This is a genomic window from Gordonia sp. NB41Y, from assembly GCF_030718915.1.
Lineage (GTDB): Bacteria > Actinomycetota > Actinomycetes > Mycobacteriales > Mycobacteriaceae > Gordonia > Gordonia desulfuricans.
Genome location: NZ_CP132196.1, coordinates 2787782 through 2803380 on the forward strand (window position 1 = coordinate 2787782; position 15599 = coordinate 2803380).

The window sequence follows — 15599 nt, forward strand, 5'->3', positions numbered from 1 at the left end:
TACACTCAGCTGTTCTGCTGCACGATCTGGATCAGGTTGCCACAGGTGTCGTCGAATACCGCGGTCGTGACCGGGCCCATCTCGACAGGTGGTTGGGTGAAGCGCACACCGCGCCCGACCAGTCGGTCGTACTCGGCCTGGACATCGTCGACGGCGAACTGCGTGTACGGGATTCCATCGGCGACAAGCGCTTCGGTGAACGGTGCCGCAGCGGGATGCCCCTTGGGTTCGAGGAGCAGCTCCACACCGTCGAGGGCGTCGCGGGAGACCACCGTGAGCCACCGGTGCTCGCCACCCATCGGGATGTCGTGTTTGGTGATGAACCCGAGGATGTCGGTGTAGAAGCGATGCGCACGCTCCTGGTCGTCGACCATCACGCTCGTCCACTGGATCTTCATGGTGTCCCTCGCTCCTGTGCGGACTCCGACGACGGCCGGGTCAGCCATCGTTCGACGATCGGTTCCAGTGGGGCGGTGTTGATCCGATGCAGCTTGTAGCGACCCTCGCGCCGGACGTCGACCAGGCCGGCGGCCTCGAGGATGTCGATGTGCTGCGAGATCGCCTGCCTCGACGACGCCACGGCATGTTTGTTCGCCAGACGTGCGCACAACTCGAACAGCGTCTGGTCGTCGCGCTCGGCCAGTTCGTCGAGGATCAGCCGGCGAGTCGGATCGGCGAGCGCCTTGAACACGTCACCCATCGATCACCCCACTCACACCCCGTACCATAGGCAAGCAAATACTTGCATGTCAATAGGGTGTCGTGGAGCGGTGAACCCGACGAGCGGCCACCCTACGACACGCTCCGATGACCCGACGACACTCTGCCGGCCAAGCCCCACCAGCCCGACCAACACAAAAAACACCCCTCAACAACGAGAAATACCCCGCAACCATACGGTTGCGGGGTATCCCCAAAAAATTGTTCGGCGGTGTCCTACTCTCCCACACTGACTAAAGTGCAGTACCATCGGCGCTGGCAGGCTTAGCTTCCGGGTTCGGAATGGGACCGGGCGTTTCCCCACCGCTATAGCCGCCGAAACTCTATGAAACAAACGCTCACGCGTCCGCACTATCATGCGTGCATTGTTTCAGAAGTACATAGTGGATGCGCAAAACCATCTCCATCAAACCCACTCACAAAAAATGTAAGAGTGTTGTTGTAAGTCCTCGGCCGATTAGTACCAGTCACCTACACCTGTTACCAGGCTTCCAGTTCTGGCCTATCAACCCCATGATCTGTAGGGGGCCTTAACCCTTCAAGAGGGAGAGAAACCTCATCTTGGAACAGGCTTCCCGCTTAGATGCTTTCAGCGGTTATCCCTTCCGAACGTAGCCAACCAGCAATGCTCCTGGCGGAACAACTGGCACACCAGAGGTTCGTCCGTCCCGGTCCTCTCGTACTAGGGACAGGTTTCCTCAAGTTTCTAACGCGCGCGGCGGATAGAGACCGAACTGTCTCACGACGTTCTAAACCCAGCTCGCGTGCCGCTTTAATGGGCGAACAGCCCAACCCTTGGGACCTACTCCAGCCCCAGGATGCGACGAGCCGACATCGAGGTGCCAAACCATCCCGTCGATATGGACTCTTGGGGAAGATCAGCCTGTTATCCCCGGGGTACCTTTTATCCGTTGAGCGACACCACTTCCACACGTTGGTGCCGGATCACTAGTCCCGACTTTCGTCCCTGCTCGACATGTACGTCTCACAGTCAAGCTCCCTTGTGCACTTACACTCAACACCTGATTGCCAACCAGGCTGAGGGAACCTTTGGGCGCCTCCGTTACATTTTGGGAGGCAACCGCCCCAGTTAAACTACCCACCAGGCACTGTCCCTGAACCCGATCAGGGTCCGAGGTTAGAAGTCCAATACGATCAGAGTGGTATTTCAACAACGACTCCATGAACACTGGCGTGCCCACTTCACAGTCTCCCACCTATCCTACACAAACCGAACCGAACACCAATACCAAGCTATAGTGAAGGTCCCGGGGTCTTTTCGTCCTGCCGCGCGTAACGAGCATCTTTACTCGTAATGCAATTTCGCCGAGTCTGTGGTTGAGACAGCAGAGAAGTCGTTACGCCATTCGTGCAGGTCGGAACTTACCCGACAAGGAATTTCGCTACCTTAGGATGGTTATAGTTACCACCGCCGTTTACTGGGGCTTAAATTCTCAGCTTCGCGGGACGAATCCCACTAACCGGTCCTCTTAACCTTCCAGCACCGGGCAGGCGTCAGTCCGTATACATCGTCTTACGACTTCGCACGGACCTGTGTTTTTAGTAAACAGTCGCTTCTCTCTGGTCTCTGCGACCACCACCAGCTCCCACCGAAAAAGTGTTCACCAATCGTGGTCCCCCTTCTCCCGAAGTTACGGGGGCATTTTGCCGAGTTCCTTAACCACAGTTCTCTCGATCGCCTTAGTATTCTCTACCTGACCACCTGTGTTGGTTTGGGGTACGGGCCGTGTACCAACTCACTAGAGGCTTTTCTCGGCAGCATAGGATCATGGAATTCGCCACAACGGCTACGCATCACCTCTCAGGCAACATGAGTGACGGATTTACCAACCACTCGCCCTACAGGCTTACACCAGTACAACCACTCACTGGCCCCACTACCTTCCTGCGTCACCCCATCGCTTGCCTACTACCAGCCAAGGTCCCATGCAGCCCCCGCCGGCTACCCGAAGGCAGTCCATTGGGATTTGGATGGTTAGTACAACTGATTCAGCATGGGCGCGGATACACGGGTACGGGAATATCAACCCGTTGTCCATCGACTACGCCTGTCGGCCTCGCCTTAGGTCCCGACTCACCCTGGGCGGATTAGCCTGGCCCAGGAACCCTTGGTCATCCGGCGGCAGAGTTTCTCACTCTGCTTTCGCTACTCATGCCTGCATTCTCACTCCCACACCCTCCACACCTAGATCACTCCGGCGCTTCCACGGATGCAGGACGCTCCCCTACCCACCCCACCCACTACACAGCAGTCCGTAAACCACTGCGGATGTCATGGTGGAGTGCCGCGGCTTCGGCGGTGTACTTGAGCCCCGCTACATTGTCGGCGCAGGATCACTTGACCAGTGAGCTATTACGCACTCTTTCAAGGGTGGCTGCTTCTAAGCCAACCTCCTGGTTGTCTTCGCGACCCCACATCCTTTTCCACTTAGTACACGCTTAGGGGCCTTAGCCGGCGATCTGGGCTGTTTCCCTCTCGACTACGAACCTTATCGCCCGCAGTCTCACTGCCACACTCTCACTTACCGGCATTCGGAGTTTGGCTGACGTCAGTAACCTAGTAGGGCCCATCGGCCATCCAGTAGCTCTACCTCCAGTAAGAAACATGCAACGCTGCACCTAAATGCATTTCGGGGAGAACCAGCTATCACGAAGTTTGATTGGCCTTTCACCCCTACCCACAACTCATCCCCTCCATTTTCAACTGAAGTGGGTTCGGGCCTCCACAACATCTTACTGCTGCTTCACCCTGGCCATGGGTAGATCACTTCGCTTCGGGTCTAGACCCAGCGACTCAACGCCCTATTCAGACTCGCTTTCGCTACGGCTACCCCACACGGGTTAACCTTGCCACCGAGCACTAACTCGCAGGCTCATTCTTCAAAAGGCACGCCATCACCCACCACCCGAAGGTGCACAGGCTTTGACGGATTGTAAGCGTCCGGTTTCAGGTACTATTTCACTCCCCTCCCGGGGTACTTTTCACCTTTCCCTCACGGTACTAGTCCGCTATCGGTCACCAGGAAGTATTCAGGCTTACCGGGTGGTCCCGGCAGATTCACAGCAGATTCCACGAGCCCGCTGCTACTTGGGAAAACATCACGCAAGACCACACGCTTTCAGTTACCGGACTCTCACCGTCTACGGCAGACCATTCCAGGCCACTTCACCTAACATGCGATTTTCTGACTCACGTCCTGACAGGTAGATCAGGAAAGACACTCCCCACAACCCCACACACACAACCCCTACCCGGTATCACATGCGCATGGTTTAGCCTCATCCGCTTTCGCTCGCCACTACTCACGGAATCACAATTGTTTTCTCTTCCTATGGGTACTGAGATGTTTCACTTCCCCACGTTCCCCCCACACAGCCTATACATTCAGCTGGTGGTAACACGACATCACTCGTGCTGGGTTTCCCCATTCGGACACCCTCGGATCACAGCTCGTTTGACAACTCCCCGAGGACTATCGCGGCCTACCACGTCCTTCATCGGCTCCTGGTGCCAAGGCATCCACCGAACGCCCTAAAACACTTACAACAACACCTAACAACAACCCCCACACACAACAGTCACAGACCATCATCACGTGAGGACCGAAATTAGACACGTTCTTGAGAACAAACTCGAACAAAACACACAAACCAAAAACAGTTTGTCATGCATTGCAATAAATAAAGATGCTCGCATCCACTATGCACTTCTCAAACAACACACACCCACAACCCGCCACACCTCCGCACCCCACCACAGGGCACCTCACCGGCACGACAAAGAAAATGGGCAGAAGAAACGGTGTGTTCCCTCAGAACCCCGACAGTGTGTTGACAGCACCGAATCCGTCACCGGAAACAGTCACCCGGCCACCGACCTCTCTGATGAGACCGACAACCATGCTGGCGTGTTTGATGTTTCACCCTATGAACACACACCCACCCAACGGACAGACGCCGCCGGCATGGGAATGTTGCATGCTCCTTAGAAAGGAGGTGATCCAGCCGCACCTTCCGGTACGGCTACCTTGTTACGACTTCGTCCCAATCGCCGATCCCACCTTCGACGGCTCCCTCCCAAGGGTTAGGCCACCGGCTTCGGGTGTTACCGACTTTCATGACGTGACGGGCGGTGTGTACAAGGCCCGGGAACGTATTCACCGCAGCGTTGCTGATCTGCGATTACTAGCGACTCCGACTTCATGGGGTCGAGTTGCAGACCCCAATCCGAACTGAGACTGGCTTTAAGGGATTCGCTCCACCTCACGGTATCGCAGCCCTCTGTACCAGCCATTGTAGCATGTGTGAAGCCCTGGACATAAGGGGCATGATGACTTGACGTCATCCCCACCTTCCTCCGAGTTGACCCCGGCAGTCTCCTGCAAGTCCCCGGCATAACCCGCTGGCAATACAGGACAAGGGTTGCGCTCGTTGCGGGACTTAACCCAACATCTCACGACACGAGCTGACGACAGCCATGCACCACCTGTACACCAACCACAAGGGAAACGATATCTCTACCGTCGTCTGGTGTATGTCAAACCCAGGTAAGGTTCTTCGCGTTGCATCGAATTAATCCACATGCTCCGCCGCTTGTGCGGGCCCCCGTCAATTCCTTTGAGTTTTAGCCTTGCGGCCGTACTCCCCAGGCGGGGTACTTAATGCGTTAGCTACGGCACGGAACTCGTGAAATGAGCCCCACACCTAGTACCCACCGTTTACGGCGTGGACTACCAGGGTATCTAATCCTGTTCGCTACCCACGCTTTCGCTCCTCAGCGTCAGTTACTACCCAGAGACCCGCCTTCGCCACCGGTGTTCCTCCTGATATCTGCGCATTTCACCGCTACACCAGGAATTCCAGTCTCCCCTGTAGTACTCAAGTCTGCCCGTATCGCCTGCACGCCTGCAATTGAGTTGCAGAATTTCACAGACGACGCGACAAACCGCCTACGAGCTCTTTACGCCCAGTAATTCCGGACAACGCTTGCACCCTACGTATTACCGCGGCTGCTGGCACGTAGTTGGCCGGTGCTTCTTCTCCAGGTACCGTCACTTGCGCTTCGTCCCTGGCGAAAGAGGTTTACAACCCGAAGGCCGTCATCCCTCACGCGGCGTCGCTGCATCAGGCTTGCGCCCATTGTGCAATATTCCCCACTGCTGCCTCCCGTAGGAGTCTGGGCCGTGTCTCAGTCCCAGTGTGGCCGATCACCCTCTCAGGTCGGCTACCCGTCGTCGCCTTGGTAGGCCATTACCCCACCAACAAGCTGATAGGCCGCGGGCCCATCCCCAACCGCAAAAGCTTTCCACCAAACACCATGCGATGTAAGGTCATATCCGGTATTAGACCCAGTTTCCCAGGCTTATCCCGAAGTCAGGGGCAGATCACCCACGTGTTACTCACCCGTTCGCCACTCGAGTACCCAGCAAGCTGGGCCTTTCCGTTCGACTTGCATGTGTTAAGCACGCCGCCAGCGTTCGTCCTGAGCCAGGATCAAACTCTCCATGAAAAAATAGCGAAACAAAACCAGCCAAAAGCCGGCGTTTCAACACAATCCTTCAACCAGGAAAGCAAAACCTGACCAAAAATGATTCTCAAAAAAACAAACTGGCATCAAAAAACTTCATAAACTAATGAACTCCCTGACACCAAAAAAATTTGGCATCAAACAATCCACCAACACACTATCGAGTTCTCAAAGAACACACACCCACCAACACCACCCCATCACAAGGGCGAACTCCGGTGAGCTGTACTCAACTTTTTGGATTCGCTACCCGATCCCGGGCAACTCCTCCAGCGTACTGGACCCGCTCGGCGGTGTCAACCCGAAGGTTTCCGACCCGCCAGACCCTGTCCAGCCACCCCACCACCGAACCCCCACACCGAAATGCGGGCGAACAATCTTGCTGGGGCGGCCAGCGCGAACCCGGTTTCCGGCATCCCGGTGGAGTCCCTCTCAGGCCCTCCGGGGCGGCGCCGTGGCGCGCTGACTTGGAATAAGTTACGCACGAGTGACGCGAGAATCAAATCGGCTGGTCAGCGGCCTGAATCGGAGCAGAACTCGACGAAGCCCGACCATTCCGACCGATCCCCGTGTGCTGGGACAACGTCGTGTCGCCGTTGCCGAGGGTGGCCACCGCGTTCCACCCGGCCTGGGTTGGACGATGTGCAGCGGAGGCCCCGGGGACCGCCGGACGAGACGCCCGACCTCACCCAGCATCTGGTCGGCACCGACTCTGTTCCCGCCGCCAGACGTCAGCCGGCTACCACTCGCGTAGCCGGCCGTCGACGAACCGGAAGCCGGCGCCGTCGTCGGTGCACTCGATCCCCCCGACCAGCGCCGTACACGAGATCCCGCTGACGGTGATCCGCTCCCCGGGCTGCAGGGGCCTCGCCGGTGCGGGGAGTTCCTCACCGATCGAACGCACCACCTGCCCGACACTGATCAGGATCTCGTTCGGTGAACCGTGGAACGGGCCGTTGCGTACCTCCGGCGCCCCGGCCGGGAACGTGACGAAGCACTGGGCGGCCATGTCACCGCCCGCCGGATAGAACCCGCAGGTCCTGGCCGGCGAACCGGGATAGACCCACCGGTAGTACCCGGCCATCCCGGGAAGGGCGAAGCGACGCGGATCGACGTCGACGACGGGCATCGTCGACGTGGACGAACCGCTGGACGAGACCGCCATCGAGACCGGCGCGGTGGATGTGACCATCGTCTGCACGACCGAGGTGTCGGTGTCACCGCCGTCGATGATCCCGCAGCCGGCGACTCCGACGATCGACGTCAGGACACCGACGGCGATGCGGTAGCGATGGGCGCAGGACACGGGCACGATGCGCTCCATCCGTCCGGTCGGGATTACGAAGAAAGCGTAATCCGCCACATCCCCCGGCGACGCCGCTGCAGACCGAGTTCATCTGCCCGGACTAATACATGTCCGAACGTCCGAACACTCGATCGACATCGGTTGTCCACAGGTGCCGCTCCATCCACATCGGCGTGTGTGACCAGCCCGGCGGCGACGGTCACCCCACCTACGCTTCGAGGGCATCGGGATCTGCACCACCGACGATGTGGCGCATGACGGCAGGGGGAGGCCATGAGCGACAACGACTTCGACGGAACAGTAGTGGACGGGGCGGGCGAGGAGGCGTGGCGGCGTCATCGCATCGGGCTGATCCGGCAGATCGCCGGCCTCGACGGCGGGACGGAACTGATCATCGCCACCGACCCGCGGCACACCGGACCGCGGGCACGGATCACCGTCGTGGCGACCTCGACAGGGATCCGGATGCGCATCCACCCGAGAGATCTCTACGTCGACCCGGGTCGGTTCCTCCGGCAGCTCGACACCCTCACCGCCCTCGGCTGGGGCGCCGGCGCGGCGGGTGAGGTGATCGCCGACGCCGACCGGCGACACCTCGGCGAGCTCACCGACCTCGTGGTGCTCACCCTGCGCGAGGTGTGCGACGTGGTGTTCCCGATGCATCTACAGACCCTGCCCGGCGACCCTCGACCTGCGACGTCCCACGCCGACCGGGCTGCGTGATCACCGATGACCGAATCGTTCGATGACCTGGTCGACGTCGCATGGCACGCCTTCGCTGCGGAACTGGCCTCCCGACTCGGCGTCCTCCAGCGGCCCCACAGCGTCGGACTCACCCCGGCGGACGGGCCGAATCGCAGCCTGGTGGTGTTCACGGTGATGGGGTCGGGCAAGGTGCGCGCCACCCTGGGCCAACACCTGCCGTCGGCGGTGGGCCACATCGACGACCTGGCGCGGGAGCTGCCGGCACGCCGGGACGATCGCAGCGAGGGCTGGCGGAAGGTCCGGCGACGGTGGGTCACCGAATCCGGGCGCCGCGACCTCCCACTGCTGGTCGCGCGGGTGGTCCGGGTGCTGCGGGACATCCTCGACGTCCCGCATCCGTCGTTCATCACCGTCGCCGACTCCGCCGGGCCACCGTCGCCACCGGAGCCCCACCGGCCACCCGCATCCGTACCCGCCGAGGGCGACCAGGCCTGCCACACGACCCCGGCGATCATGATCACCGACAACGGCTACCTGCTCGGGTGGGCGCAGCAGGTGCTGTCGATGGAGCTGGGTCAGCAGTTGGCCGTCGGCGGGCGCGGCATGATCGCGCTGCCGGCGACCGATGCACTCCCCTCGCGGGCCTACGTCCCCGATTCCGGGCACCGGGTGATGTTCGTCGCGACACTGACCCACCGGCTGACCGATCCGATGTTGCTGGCCACCCTGATCGGCCGGTACTCCGAACGATTCCAGTCGATCTCGTTCTGCCACAGCAACGGCCACGTCTACGCGATGCGCACGGTGGAGTGCACCGTGTTCCATCCCGACAACCTCGTGGCGGTGCTCACGGAATGGCGCACCTTTGTCTCGGAGGTGGGCGAGGAGCTGTTCACCCTGATGAATCCCGGCGGGCCCGGCGCACACGACTGCCCCGACAGCGACATCCCGGTGGGCTTGCAGACCCTGATCGACCTGTACCACGACGGCGATCTGACCCCGCACCGCATCGTGCACCTGACCAACGGCAAGGTGGACAAGCTCAGGCAGTACCGCGCGGTGTGCGGCGAGCTGATCGAGGGCTGTCAGCTCGGTGGCGACGACGCCCGCGAACGCAATGCCCCCTTCGACGAGATCGCGATGTACCGGCGCATGACCGCCGACCTGCGGACCCTGTCGAGCATGCTCGACCAGGCGATCCTCCTGGTGCAACGCTCGGCAGGATGAGCGGGGCCGGCCGAGCCCGACAGGTCATCGGAGGTGGTCGACCTCGTTGACCGACAGGATCTCGCGGTGGTCACCGGGCCGGGCCAGCACGCGGGTCACCGATGTGTAGAAGGGGTCGGTGAAGAACGCCTGCGGCAGGCCGAGGATGTGCGTCAGATAGGCGTTGATCACGCCACCGTGACAGACGATCGCGACGGTGGCCTCGTCGTGCCCGTCCCCCGCGTCACGTCGTGCACTGATCACCTCCTCGACACCGGCCACCACCCGCCGCCGGAACGCCTCGGGATCGAAGCTGTTGTCGCGCAACCGTCCTGCGTTGAGATCGGCCCAGATCTCGCGGCGATCGGTGTACGAGGAGAGGTCGGTGCCATACGACGTCCACCCGAGGTCGAACTCGGCCAGGCGCGGGTCGAGGTCCAACTCGAGGCCCAGGGCGTCGGCACCGGCCTGTGCGGTCTGGTGTGCTCGCCGCATGGGGCTGCTGACCATCCGCTCGACCCGACCGTGCCGGCCACCGGCGAGGGCCTTCGCCAGGCGGGCGGCCTGATCCTCGCCCTCCGGGGTGAGCTGTGGGTCGGCGCCGGCCGGGTCGTCGACGTGAAACGGTCGGCCGTGGCGGATCAGCAGCAGTTCCATCGGTCCAGTCTGACCCAACCGGTCGCGACGTCGCCCTTGTAGGTCACCGTCGGGTGGACTGCTCCGGTTTAACCCGCATTGCGCTCATGGGTTTCCCACCTCGACACCCACTCGTAGGTTTCCCCGCAGCTCCATGCACCAGCTTTCGTCGCCCATCGGGCCCACCGTTCTGCCAGGAGAAACCATGACCTCGTTGTCCGCCGTACCCACCCGTGACCGATTCGCCGACGTCCTCGCCCAGATCGCCGACGGCGCGGTCGACCGCGAACTCGGCAACATCAATCCCTTCGACCAGGTGCGCCTGGCCGCGCAAGCCGGATACGGCAGGCTTCGACTGCCGGCCGAGCTCGGCGGGGCGAACCTGAGCCTGCGCGACCTGTTCTCCGCGGTCATCGATCTCGCCGAGGCCGATCCGACCGTCGCGCACATCTACCGCACCCACTTCTGGCTGACCGAGGAGTTCCGCAACCTCGGCACCCCGAATGCACAGCGGTTCCTGCAGCTGATCGCTGACGGCAAGGTCTTCGGCAATGCCACCAGCGAACGCGGCCCCAAACCGGCCGGCGACTTCGAGTTCACCACCACCCTGACACCCGACGGCGACCACTACCGCCTCAACGGGGAGAAGTTCTACACCACCGGCACCCTGTTCTCCGACTATGTCAGCGTGTGGACGGCCAAGGGCACCACCCTGACCTCCATCGTCATCCCCACCGACCGGACCGGGGTGGACATCCTCGACGACTGGGACGGCTTCGGTCAGCGTCGGACCGGCTCGGGCACAACCCGATTCACCGACGTCGTGGTCACCGACGACGACATCCTGCGGGTGTTGCCGCTCGACGAGACACCCCCGCAGTCCACCCAGGGGTCGTTCGTGCAGCTGTACCTGCACGCGATCATCGCGGGCATCCTGCGGTCGGTGGTCACCGACGCCACCGCCCTGGTCGAAGGCCGGGCACGGAACTTCTCGCATGCCACCTCGCCGCGTCCGGTCGACGATCCGTCGTTGCAGCAGGTGGTCGGCGAACTCGCATCGCTGGCATATGTGACCGAGGCGGCAGTGCTCTATGCTGCCGAGACCCTCGATGCCGCAACCGAATCGGCAGTCGACGGCGTCCAGGCTCCGGCGCTGGCGCAGGCTGCGGCACTGGCCACGTCGAAGGTCAAGGTGGTGGTCGACGAGATCGGCACCCGCGCGGCGACCCTGTTGTTCGAGGCGGGCGGCGCCTCGGCATCGAGCCGCGACAAAGACCTCGACCGGCACTGGCGCAACATCCGCACCATCACCCTGCACAACCCGGCCCGCCTCAAGGCACAGGCCATCGGTGCCAATCTGCTCACCGGCCAACAACTTCCCGCCAACGGCTACTTCTGACCGGCCGATCACCGTCACCCACCCCCTCGAGGAGATATGTCCACCACCCCACCGCCCCTTCGGTTCTCCGCGTTCGTGATGAACACGTCGTCGCACATCCTGCAAGGTGTGTGGCGTACCGACGATGCCGACAACATCAACTTCAACTCACTCGAGCACTGGGTGAACCTCGCGAAGGTGCTCGAACGCGGCAAGTTCGACTTCATCTTCTTCGCCGACGTCGTGGGCCTCTACGGCGACTACGACGGCGGCTACGAGAAGTACGTGCAAGCGGGACTCCAGATCCCGTCGAACGATCCGTCGGTGATCGCCTCGGCCATCGCCTACAACACCACCGACCTCGGCATCGCGATCACCAGTTCGGTGCTGCAAGAACATCCGTTCAACTTCGCGCGGCGGATCTCCACCCTCGATCACGCCTCCAACGGGCGGATCGCCTGGAACATCGTCACCAACGGCCTGTCGAACGCGTCGCGGAACTTCGGCTTCGACGAGCTCGAGGAGCACGACGAACGCTACGTCTGGGCCAACGAGTACGCCGACGTGGTCTACAAACTGTGGGAGGGTTCGTGGGACGACGGCGCCCTGCTCCAGGACAAGGAACGCGGTGTCCACGCCGATCCGGCCAAGGTGCACAAGATCTTCCACGAGGGCAAGCGGTACCGCGTCGAGGGCCCGCACCTCGTCGCACCGTCGCCCCAACGCACGCCGGTGCTGTTCCAGGCGGGATCGTCGCCCGCCGGCCGGGAGTTCGCCGCGCGCAACGCCGAGGCGCAGTTCATCATCACGCCCGGTCCCGAGCAGGCGAGGGTGCTGGTCGACGACACCCGCGCCCGCCTTCCGCAGTACGGCCGGGACCCACACGATCTGCGGTTCTTCCAGGGACTGAACTTCGTCATCGGCAGCACCGAGGAGGAGGCGCGGCGCAAGGAGCGTGAACTCGAGGAGAACATCGACCTCGACGCGATGATCGCGCACCTGTCCGGGGCGATCGGCATCGACTTCGGCAGCCATCCGCTCGACACCCCGCTCGGCGCGATCGAGACCGAGGGCATCCGCAGCGTGATCGACTGGGTGCGTGAGTCCGTCGACGGCCGGGAGGCCACCATCGAAGACCTCGGCCGGCTGCAGGGACGCAACTCCCGGGTCGTCGGGACCCCGGAACAGATCGCCGACCAGCTCGAGCTGTGGCGTGATGCCGGCGTCGACGGGATCAACGTCGTCAACGCCTCCATCCCAGGCAGCTACGTCGAGTTCGTCGACCACGTCATCCCGGTGCTCCAGCAGCGAGGTCTGGCACAGACCGAGTACGCCCCGGGAACGGTACGACGCAAGGTGTTCGGTGACGACCGTCTCGACGAGCGGCATCCCGCCGCACGCTACCGCGGCGCGTTCACCCCGGTCGGGGTCTGACAGCAGGCCATCACCCGCGACAAAGGCTCCACACTTACACAGAAACCCCGACTTTTGGTCGGGGTTTCTGCGTAGGTGTGGAGGGTTTGTCAGGCGTCGATCGTCGGGACCGCGGCGAGCAGTTCGCGGGTGTACTCGTGCTGCGGGCGCTCGAAGACATCGTCGGCGGCACCGTATTCCACCACCTCGCCGCCACGCATCACCAGGATGTCGTCGCTGATGTGGTGGATGACGCCGAGGTCGTGCGAGATGAACAGCAACGCCACACCGGTCTCGGCCTGCAGCGTGGCCAGCAGATCGAGGATGCGGGCCTGGATGGACACGTCGAGCGCCGACACCGGCTCGTCGCAGACGATCACCGACGGCTCGGGTGCGAGAGCCCGGGCGATGGCCACGCGTTGGCGCTGACCGCCCGACAGTTTGAGCGGATGCCGGGTCCGGAATCCGTCGGAGAGGCCGACGTGGTCGAGCAGCTCCGACACCCGGGCGTCGGCCGCGGCCCCGCGCAGACCGGTGACCCGCAGCGCATCGGTGAGCACGTGCTCGACGGTCCAGCGCGGATCGAACGAGCTGAGCGGGTCCTGGTAGATCACCGAGATCTGGTTGCGGCGGTCCCGGCGCTGCTTGTCGCTCAGTCCGCTCCAGGGTTGGCCGTTGAGTTCGACGGTGCCCGAGTCCGGCGTGGTCAGGCCCAGCACGATGCGGGCGGTGGTGGTCTTGCCGGAACCCGATTCACCGACGATGCCGAGGGTGCGCCCGGGTGCGAGGTCGAAACTCACCCCGGCGACCGCGGCGCGCTCGGTGGCGTTCTTGCCGGTGAACGTCTTGCGCAGGTCGCGCACGCGCACCGCGGGCGGCTGCGCGTCGTCGACCGGCGCGGGAGCGGGCAGGGTGGCACCGCTGGTGAGCAGCGTGCCCTTCGATGCCCGCGACGGTACCGACGCGAGCAGGCCCCGGGTGTACTCGTGCTGCGGATTGCGGAGCACCTCGTCGACGGTGCCGGCCTCGACGATCTCACCGTCGCGCATCACCGCGACACGGTCGGCGAGCCGGCCCACCACGGCGAGGTCGTGCGAGATCAGGATGATGCCGTTGCCGCGCTCCTTGGCCTCGGCGAGTACCTCGAGGATCTGCGCCTGCACGGTGGCGTCGAGGGCGGTGGTGGGCTCGTCGGCGATCACCAGCGTGGGGTCGTTGGCCAGCGCCGAGGCGATCAACGCGCGCTGCCGCTGGCCACCGGAGAGCTCGTATGGCCGCTGCCGGGCCCGCACACGCGGTTCGGGCACACCGACCAGGTCGAGCAGTTCGACGACCCGCTCGTGCCGCTCGGTACGGCCGAGGCGGCCGCCGTCACGACCCCGATGCGCCGAGAGGGCCTCCCCGATCTCGGCGCCGACGGTGCGCAACTGGTCCAGCGAGACCAACGCATCCTGCAGGACGAAGCCGATCTCGCTGCCGCGGATCGACCGCCACTGCCGATCCGACAGACCGAGCAGGGACCGGCCGCCGAACTCGACGGCGGCGGCGTCGATCCGGGCACCGTCTCCGGTGAGCCCGATCAGCGTGCGGGCGGTGACCGACTTACCCGAGCCGGACTCACCGACGATGGCCAGGCACTCCCCCGGTTCGACGGTGAACGACACCCCCTTGACGATCTCGCGGCCGCCGAAGGAGATGTGCAGGTCCCGGACCTCGACGAGGTGGGCGGCCTCGGCGAGACCGGTACCTCCCCGAGGGAGGTCGGTGGTGGATTCTTCGAGCTCGATACTCATCGTCGGGTTCCTTCCAGACGTGCGCCGAGATGGCGACCGAGAGTGGTGAATGCCAGTGCCACGACGACGATGACGAGGCCCGGGAAGATCTCCAGCCACCACGCGACGGTGATGTAGGAGCGACCGGAGTCGAGCAGGGCGCCCCATTCGGGCGCGGGCGGGGCCACACCGAGACCGAGGTAGGCCAGACCCGACGCCCAGATGATCGCCTGTCCGACGCCGAGGGTGACGGTCACTATCATCGGACGCAGCGAGTTGGGTGCGATGTGCTGCACCAGGATCCGGCCACGCGAGTGACCGAGTGCGGTGGCCGCCTCGATATACGGGGCATTACGCACCGCGAGCACCTGACCGCGCACGATGCGGGCATAGCCCGGGGCGATCCCGATTCCGATGGCGAAGATGAGCGTGGCCGCACCGGGGCCGAACACCGAGGTCAGCAACAGACCGAGGAGCACGGTGGGAAAGGCGAACATGATCTCGATCCACCGGTTCGACAGGGCGCCGGCGATCCTGCCGGACAGACCCGCGGCCAGGCCGAACACGATGGCCAGGACGGTCGCCACCCCCACCGCGCCGAGACCGATACCGAGGGACTCGCGGGTGCCGTAGATGATGCGGCTCAACAGATCCCGGCCCGACAGATCGGTGCCGAACCAGTGCGCCCAGCTCGGCGGTTGCAGCGTGGCGTCGAGGTCGATCGCGAACGGATCGTACGGGGCGAGCAACCCGGGCACGATCAGGGCGATCACCAGCAGGGCGATGACGACCAGCGAGGCGATCACCCCGGCCGGCAGCGACAGTCGCCACTTCTCCTCGGCCGGAAGAGGATTGCGGGTCTTGAGACCGGCGAGCAGAGACGTCGGATCCGAACCGCCGGCACTCTGCCCGGTG

General features: G+C 63.1%; 10 protein-coding genes and 3 rRNA genes. 4 read left to right on the forward strand and 9 right to left on the reverse strand.

The features are described from left to right. Positions 1-5: 5 nt before the first annotated feature. From Q9K23_RS11980 to Q9K23_RS12005, 6 genes are all read right to left on the reverse strand, one after another. On the reverse strand, positions 6-398 hold the full coding sequence (locus tag Q9K23_RS11980; protein ID WP_020794515.1) for a VOC family protein: 393 nt from the start codon (positions 396-398) through the stop codon (positions 6-8). Next, positions 395-700, reverse strand: coding sequence for a metalloregulator ArsR/SmtB family transcription factor (locus Q9K23_RS11985; protein ID WP_020794514.1), 306 nt, complete (start codon positions 698-700; stop codon positions 395-397). Before Q9K23_RS11985 ends, Q9K23_RS11980 begins: the two co-directional genes overlap by 4 nt. A 223-nt stretch (positions 701-923) precedes the next feature. Next, positions 924-1040: ribosomal RNA gene (gene rrf, locus Q9K23_RS11990) — 5S ribosomal RNA — on the reverse strand. A gap of 117 nt (positions 1041-1157) precedes the next feature. Beyond that, positions 1158-4288, reverse strand: a 23S ribosomal RNA gene (locus tag Q9K23_RS11995). Positions 4289-4730: 442 nt separating this feature from the next. Next, positions 4731-6250 (reverse strand): 16S ribosomal RNA (locus tag Q9K23_RS12000). Together the 16S, 23S and 5S rRNA genes form the textbook arrangement of a ribosomal RNA operon. Positions 6251-7007: 757 nt before the next feature. Then, entirely contained in the window at positions 7008-7580 is a 573-nt protein-coding gene (locus Q9K23_RS12005) for a hypothetical protein (protein WP_152972584.1), read from the reverse strand. A gap of 267 nt (positions 7581-7847) precedes the next feature. Between Q9K23_RS12005 and Q9K23_RS12010 the strand changes: the two genes are divergently transcribed. Together Q9K23_RS12010 and Q9K23_RS12015 are read left to right on the forward strand one after the other, a co-directional pair. Beyond that, a complete protein-coding gene (locus Q9K23_RS12010; protein WP_020792362.1) occupies positions 7848-8297 on the forward strand; it encodes a hypothetical protein in 450 nt (149 codons plus the stop codon). 6 nt (positions 8298-8303) lie between these two features. Next, positions 8304-9506 carry a hypothetical protein gene (locus tag Q9K23_RS12015; RefSeq protein WP_305950518.1) on the forward strand — a complete coding sequence of 401 codons (1203 nt, stop codon included), beginning with the start codon at positions 8304-8306 and terminating at the stop codon, positions 9504-9506. Between the two features lie 24 nt (positions 9507-9530). On the opposite strand, the gene Q9K23_RS12020 is transcribed toward Q9K23_RS12015, so the two are convergent. Continuing rightward, the gene (locus Q9K23_RS12020) at positions 9531-10142 is read right to left on the reverse strand and encodes a histidine phosphatase family protein (RefSeq protein WP_053776170.1); all 612 of its coding nucleotides are present in this window, start codon (positions 10140-10142) and stop codon (positions 9531-9533) included. A gap of 184 nt (positions 10143-10326) precedes the next feature. Here Q9K23_RS12020 and Q9K23_RS12025 point away from each other — a divergent pair, with 184 nt between their 5' ends. Then, the gene (locus Q9K23_RS12025) at positions 10327-11520 is read left to right on the forward strand and encodes an acyl-CoA dehydrogenase family protein (protein ID WP_020790986.1); all 1194 of its coding nucleotides are present in this window, start codon (positions 10327-10329) and stop codon (positions 11518-11520) included. A gap of 36 nt (positions 11521-11556) precedes the next feature. Next, positions 11557-12933: an LLM class flavin-dependent oxidoreductase gene (locus Q9K23_RS12030; protein ID WP_020790987.1), complete on the forward strand. Its 1377-nt coding sequence runs from the start codon at positions 11557-11559 to the stop codon at positions 12931-12933. An 89-nt stretch (positions 12934-13022) separates the two neighbouring features. Here the strand turns inward: Q9K23_RS12030 and Q9K23_RS12035 are convergent, their stop codons facing one another. Next, the gene (locus Q9K23_RS12035) at positions 13023-14705 is read right to left on the reverse strand and encodes an ABC transporter ATP-binding protein (RefSeq protein WP_082365675.1); all 1683 of its coding nucleotides are present in this window, start codon (positions 14703-14705) and stop codon (positions 13023-13025) included. Continuing rightward, positions 14702-15508: an ABC transporter permease gene (locus tag Q9K23_RS12040; RefSeq protein WP_053776173.1), complete on the reverse strand. Its 807-nt coding sequence runs from the start codon at positions 15506-15508 to the stop codon at positions 14702-14704. Before Q9K23_RS12040 ends, Q9K23_RS12035 begins: the two co-directional genes overlap by 4 nt. Positions 15509-15599: the final 91 nt, after the last annotated feature.

What these genes read in the sequence shown, in the direction of transcription:
- Q9K23_RS11980 (WP_020794515.1), bottom strand. Translation starts at nt 398, where the DNA reads ATGAAGATCCAGTGGACGAGCGTGATGGTCGACGACCAGGAGCGTGCG.
- Q9K23_RS12010 (WP_020792362.1), top strand. Translation starts at nt 7,848, where the DNA reads ATGAGCGACAACGACTTCGACGGAACAGTAGTGGACGGGGCGGGCGAG.
- Q9K23_RS12030 (WP_020790987.1), top strand. Translation starts at nt 11,557, where the DNA reads ATGTCCACCACCCCACCGCCCCTTCGGTTCTCCGCGTTCGTGATGAAC.
- Q9K23_RS11985 (WP_020794514.1), bottom strand. Translation starts at nt 700, where the DNA reads ATGGGTGACGTGTTCAAGGCGCTCGCCGATCCGACTCGCCGGCTGATC.
- Q9K23_RS12035 (WP_082365675.1), bottom strand. Translation starts at nt 14,705, where the DNA reads ATGAGTATCGAGCTCGAAGAATCCACCACCGACCTCCCTCGGGGAGGT.
- Q9K23_RS12015 (WP_305950518.1), top strand. Translation starts at nt 8,304, where the DNA reads ATGACCGAATCGTTCGATGACCTGGTCGACGTCGCATGGCACGCCTTC.
- Q9K23_RS12020 (WP_053776170.1), bottom strand. Translation starts at nt 10,142, where the DNA reads ATGGAACTGCTGCTGATCCGCCACGGCCGACCGTTTCACGTCGACGAC.
- Q9K23_RS12025 (WP_020790986.1), top strand. Translation starts at nt 10,327, where the DNA reads ATGACCTCGTTGTCCGCCGTACCCACCCGTGACCGATTCGCCGACGTC.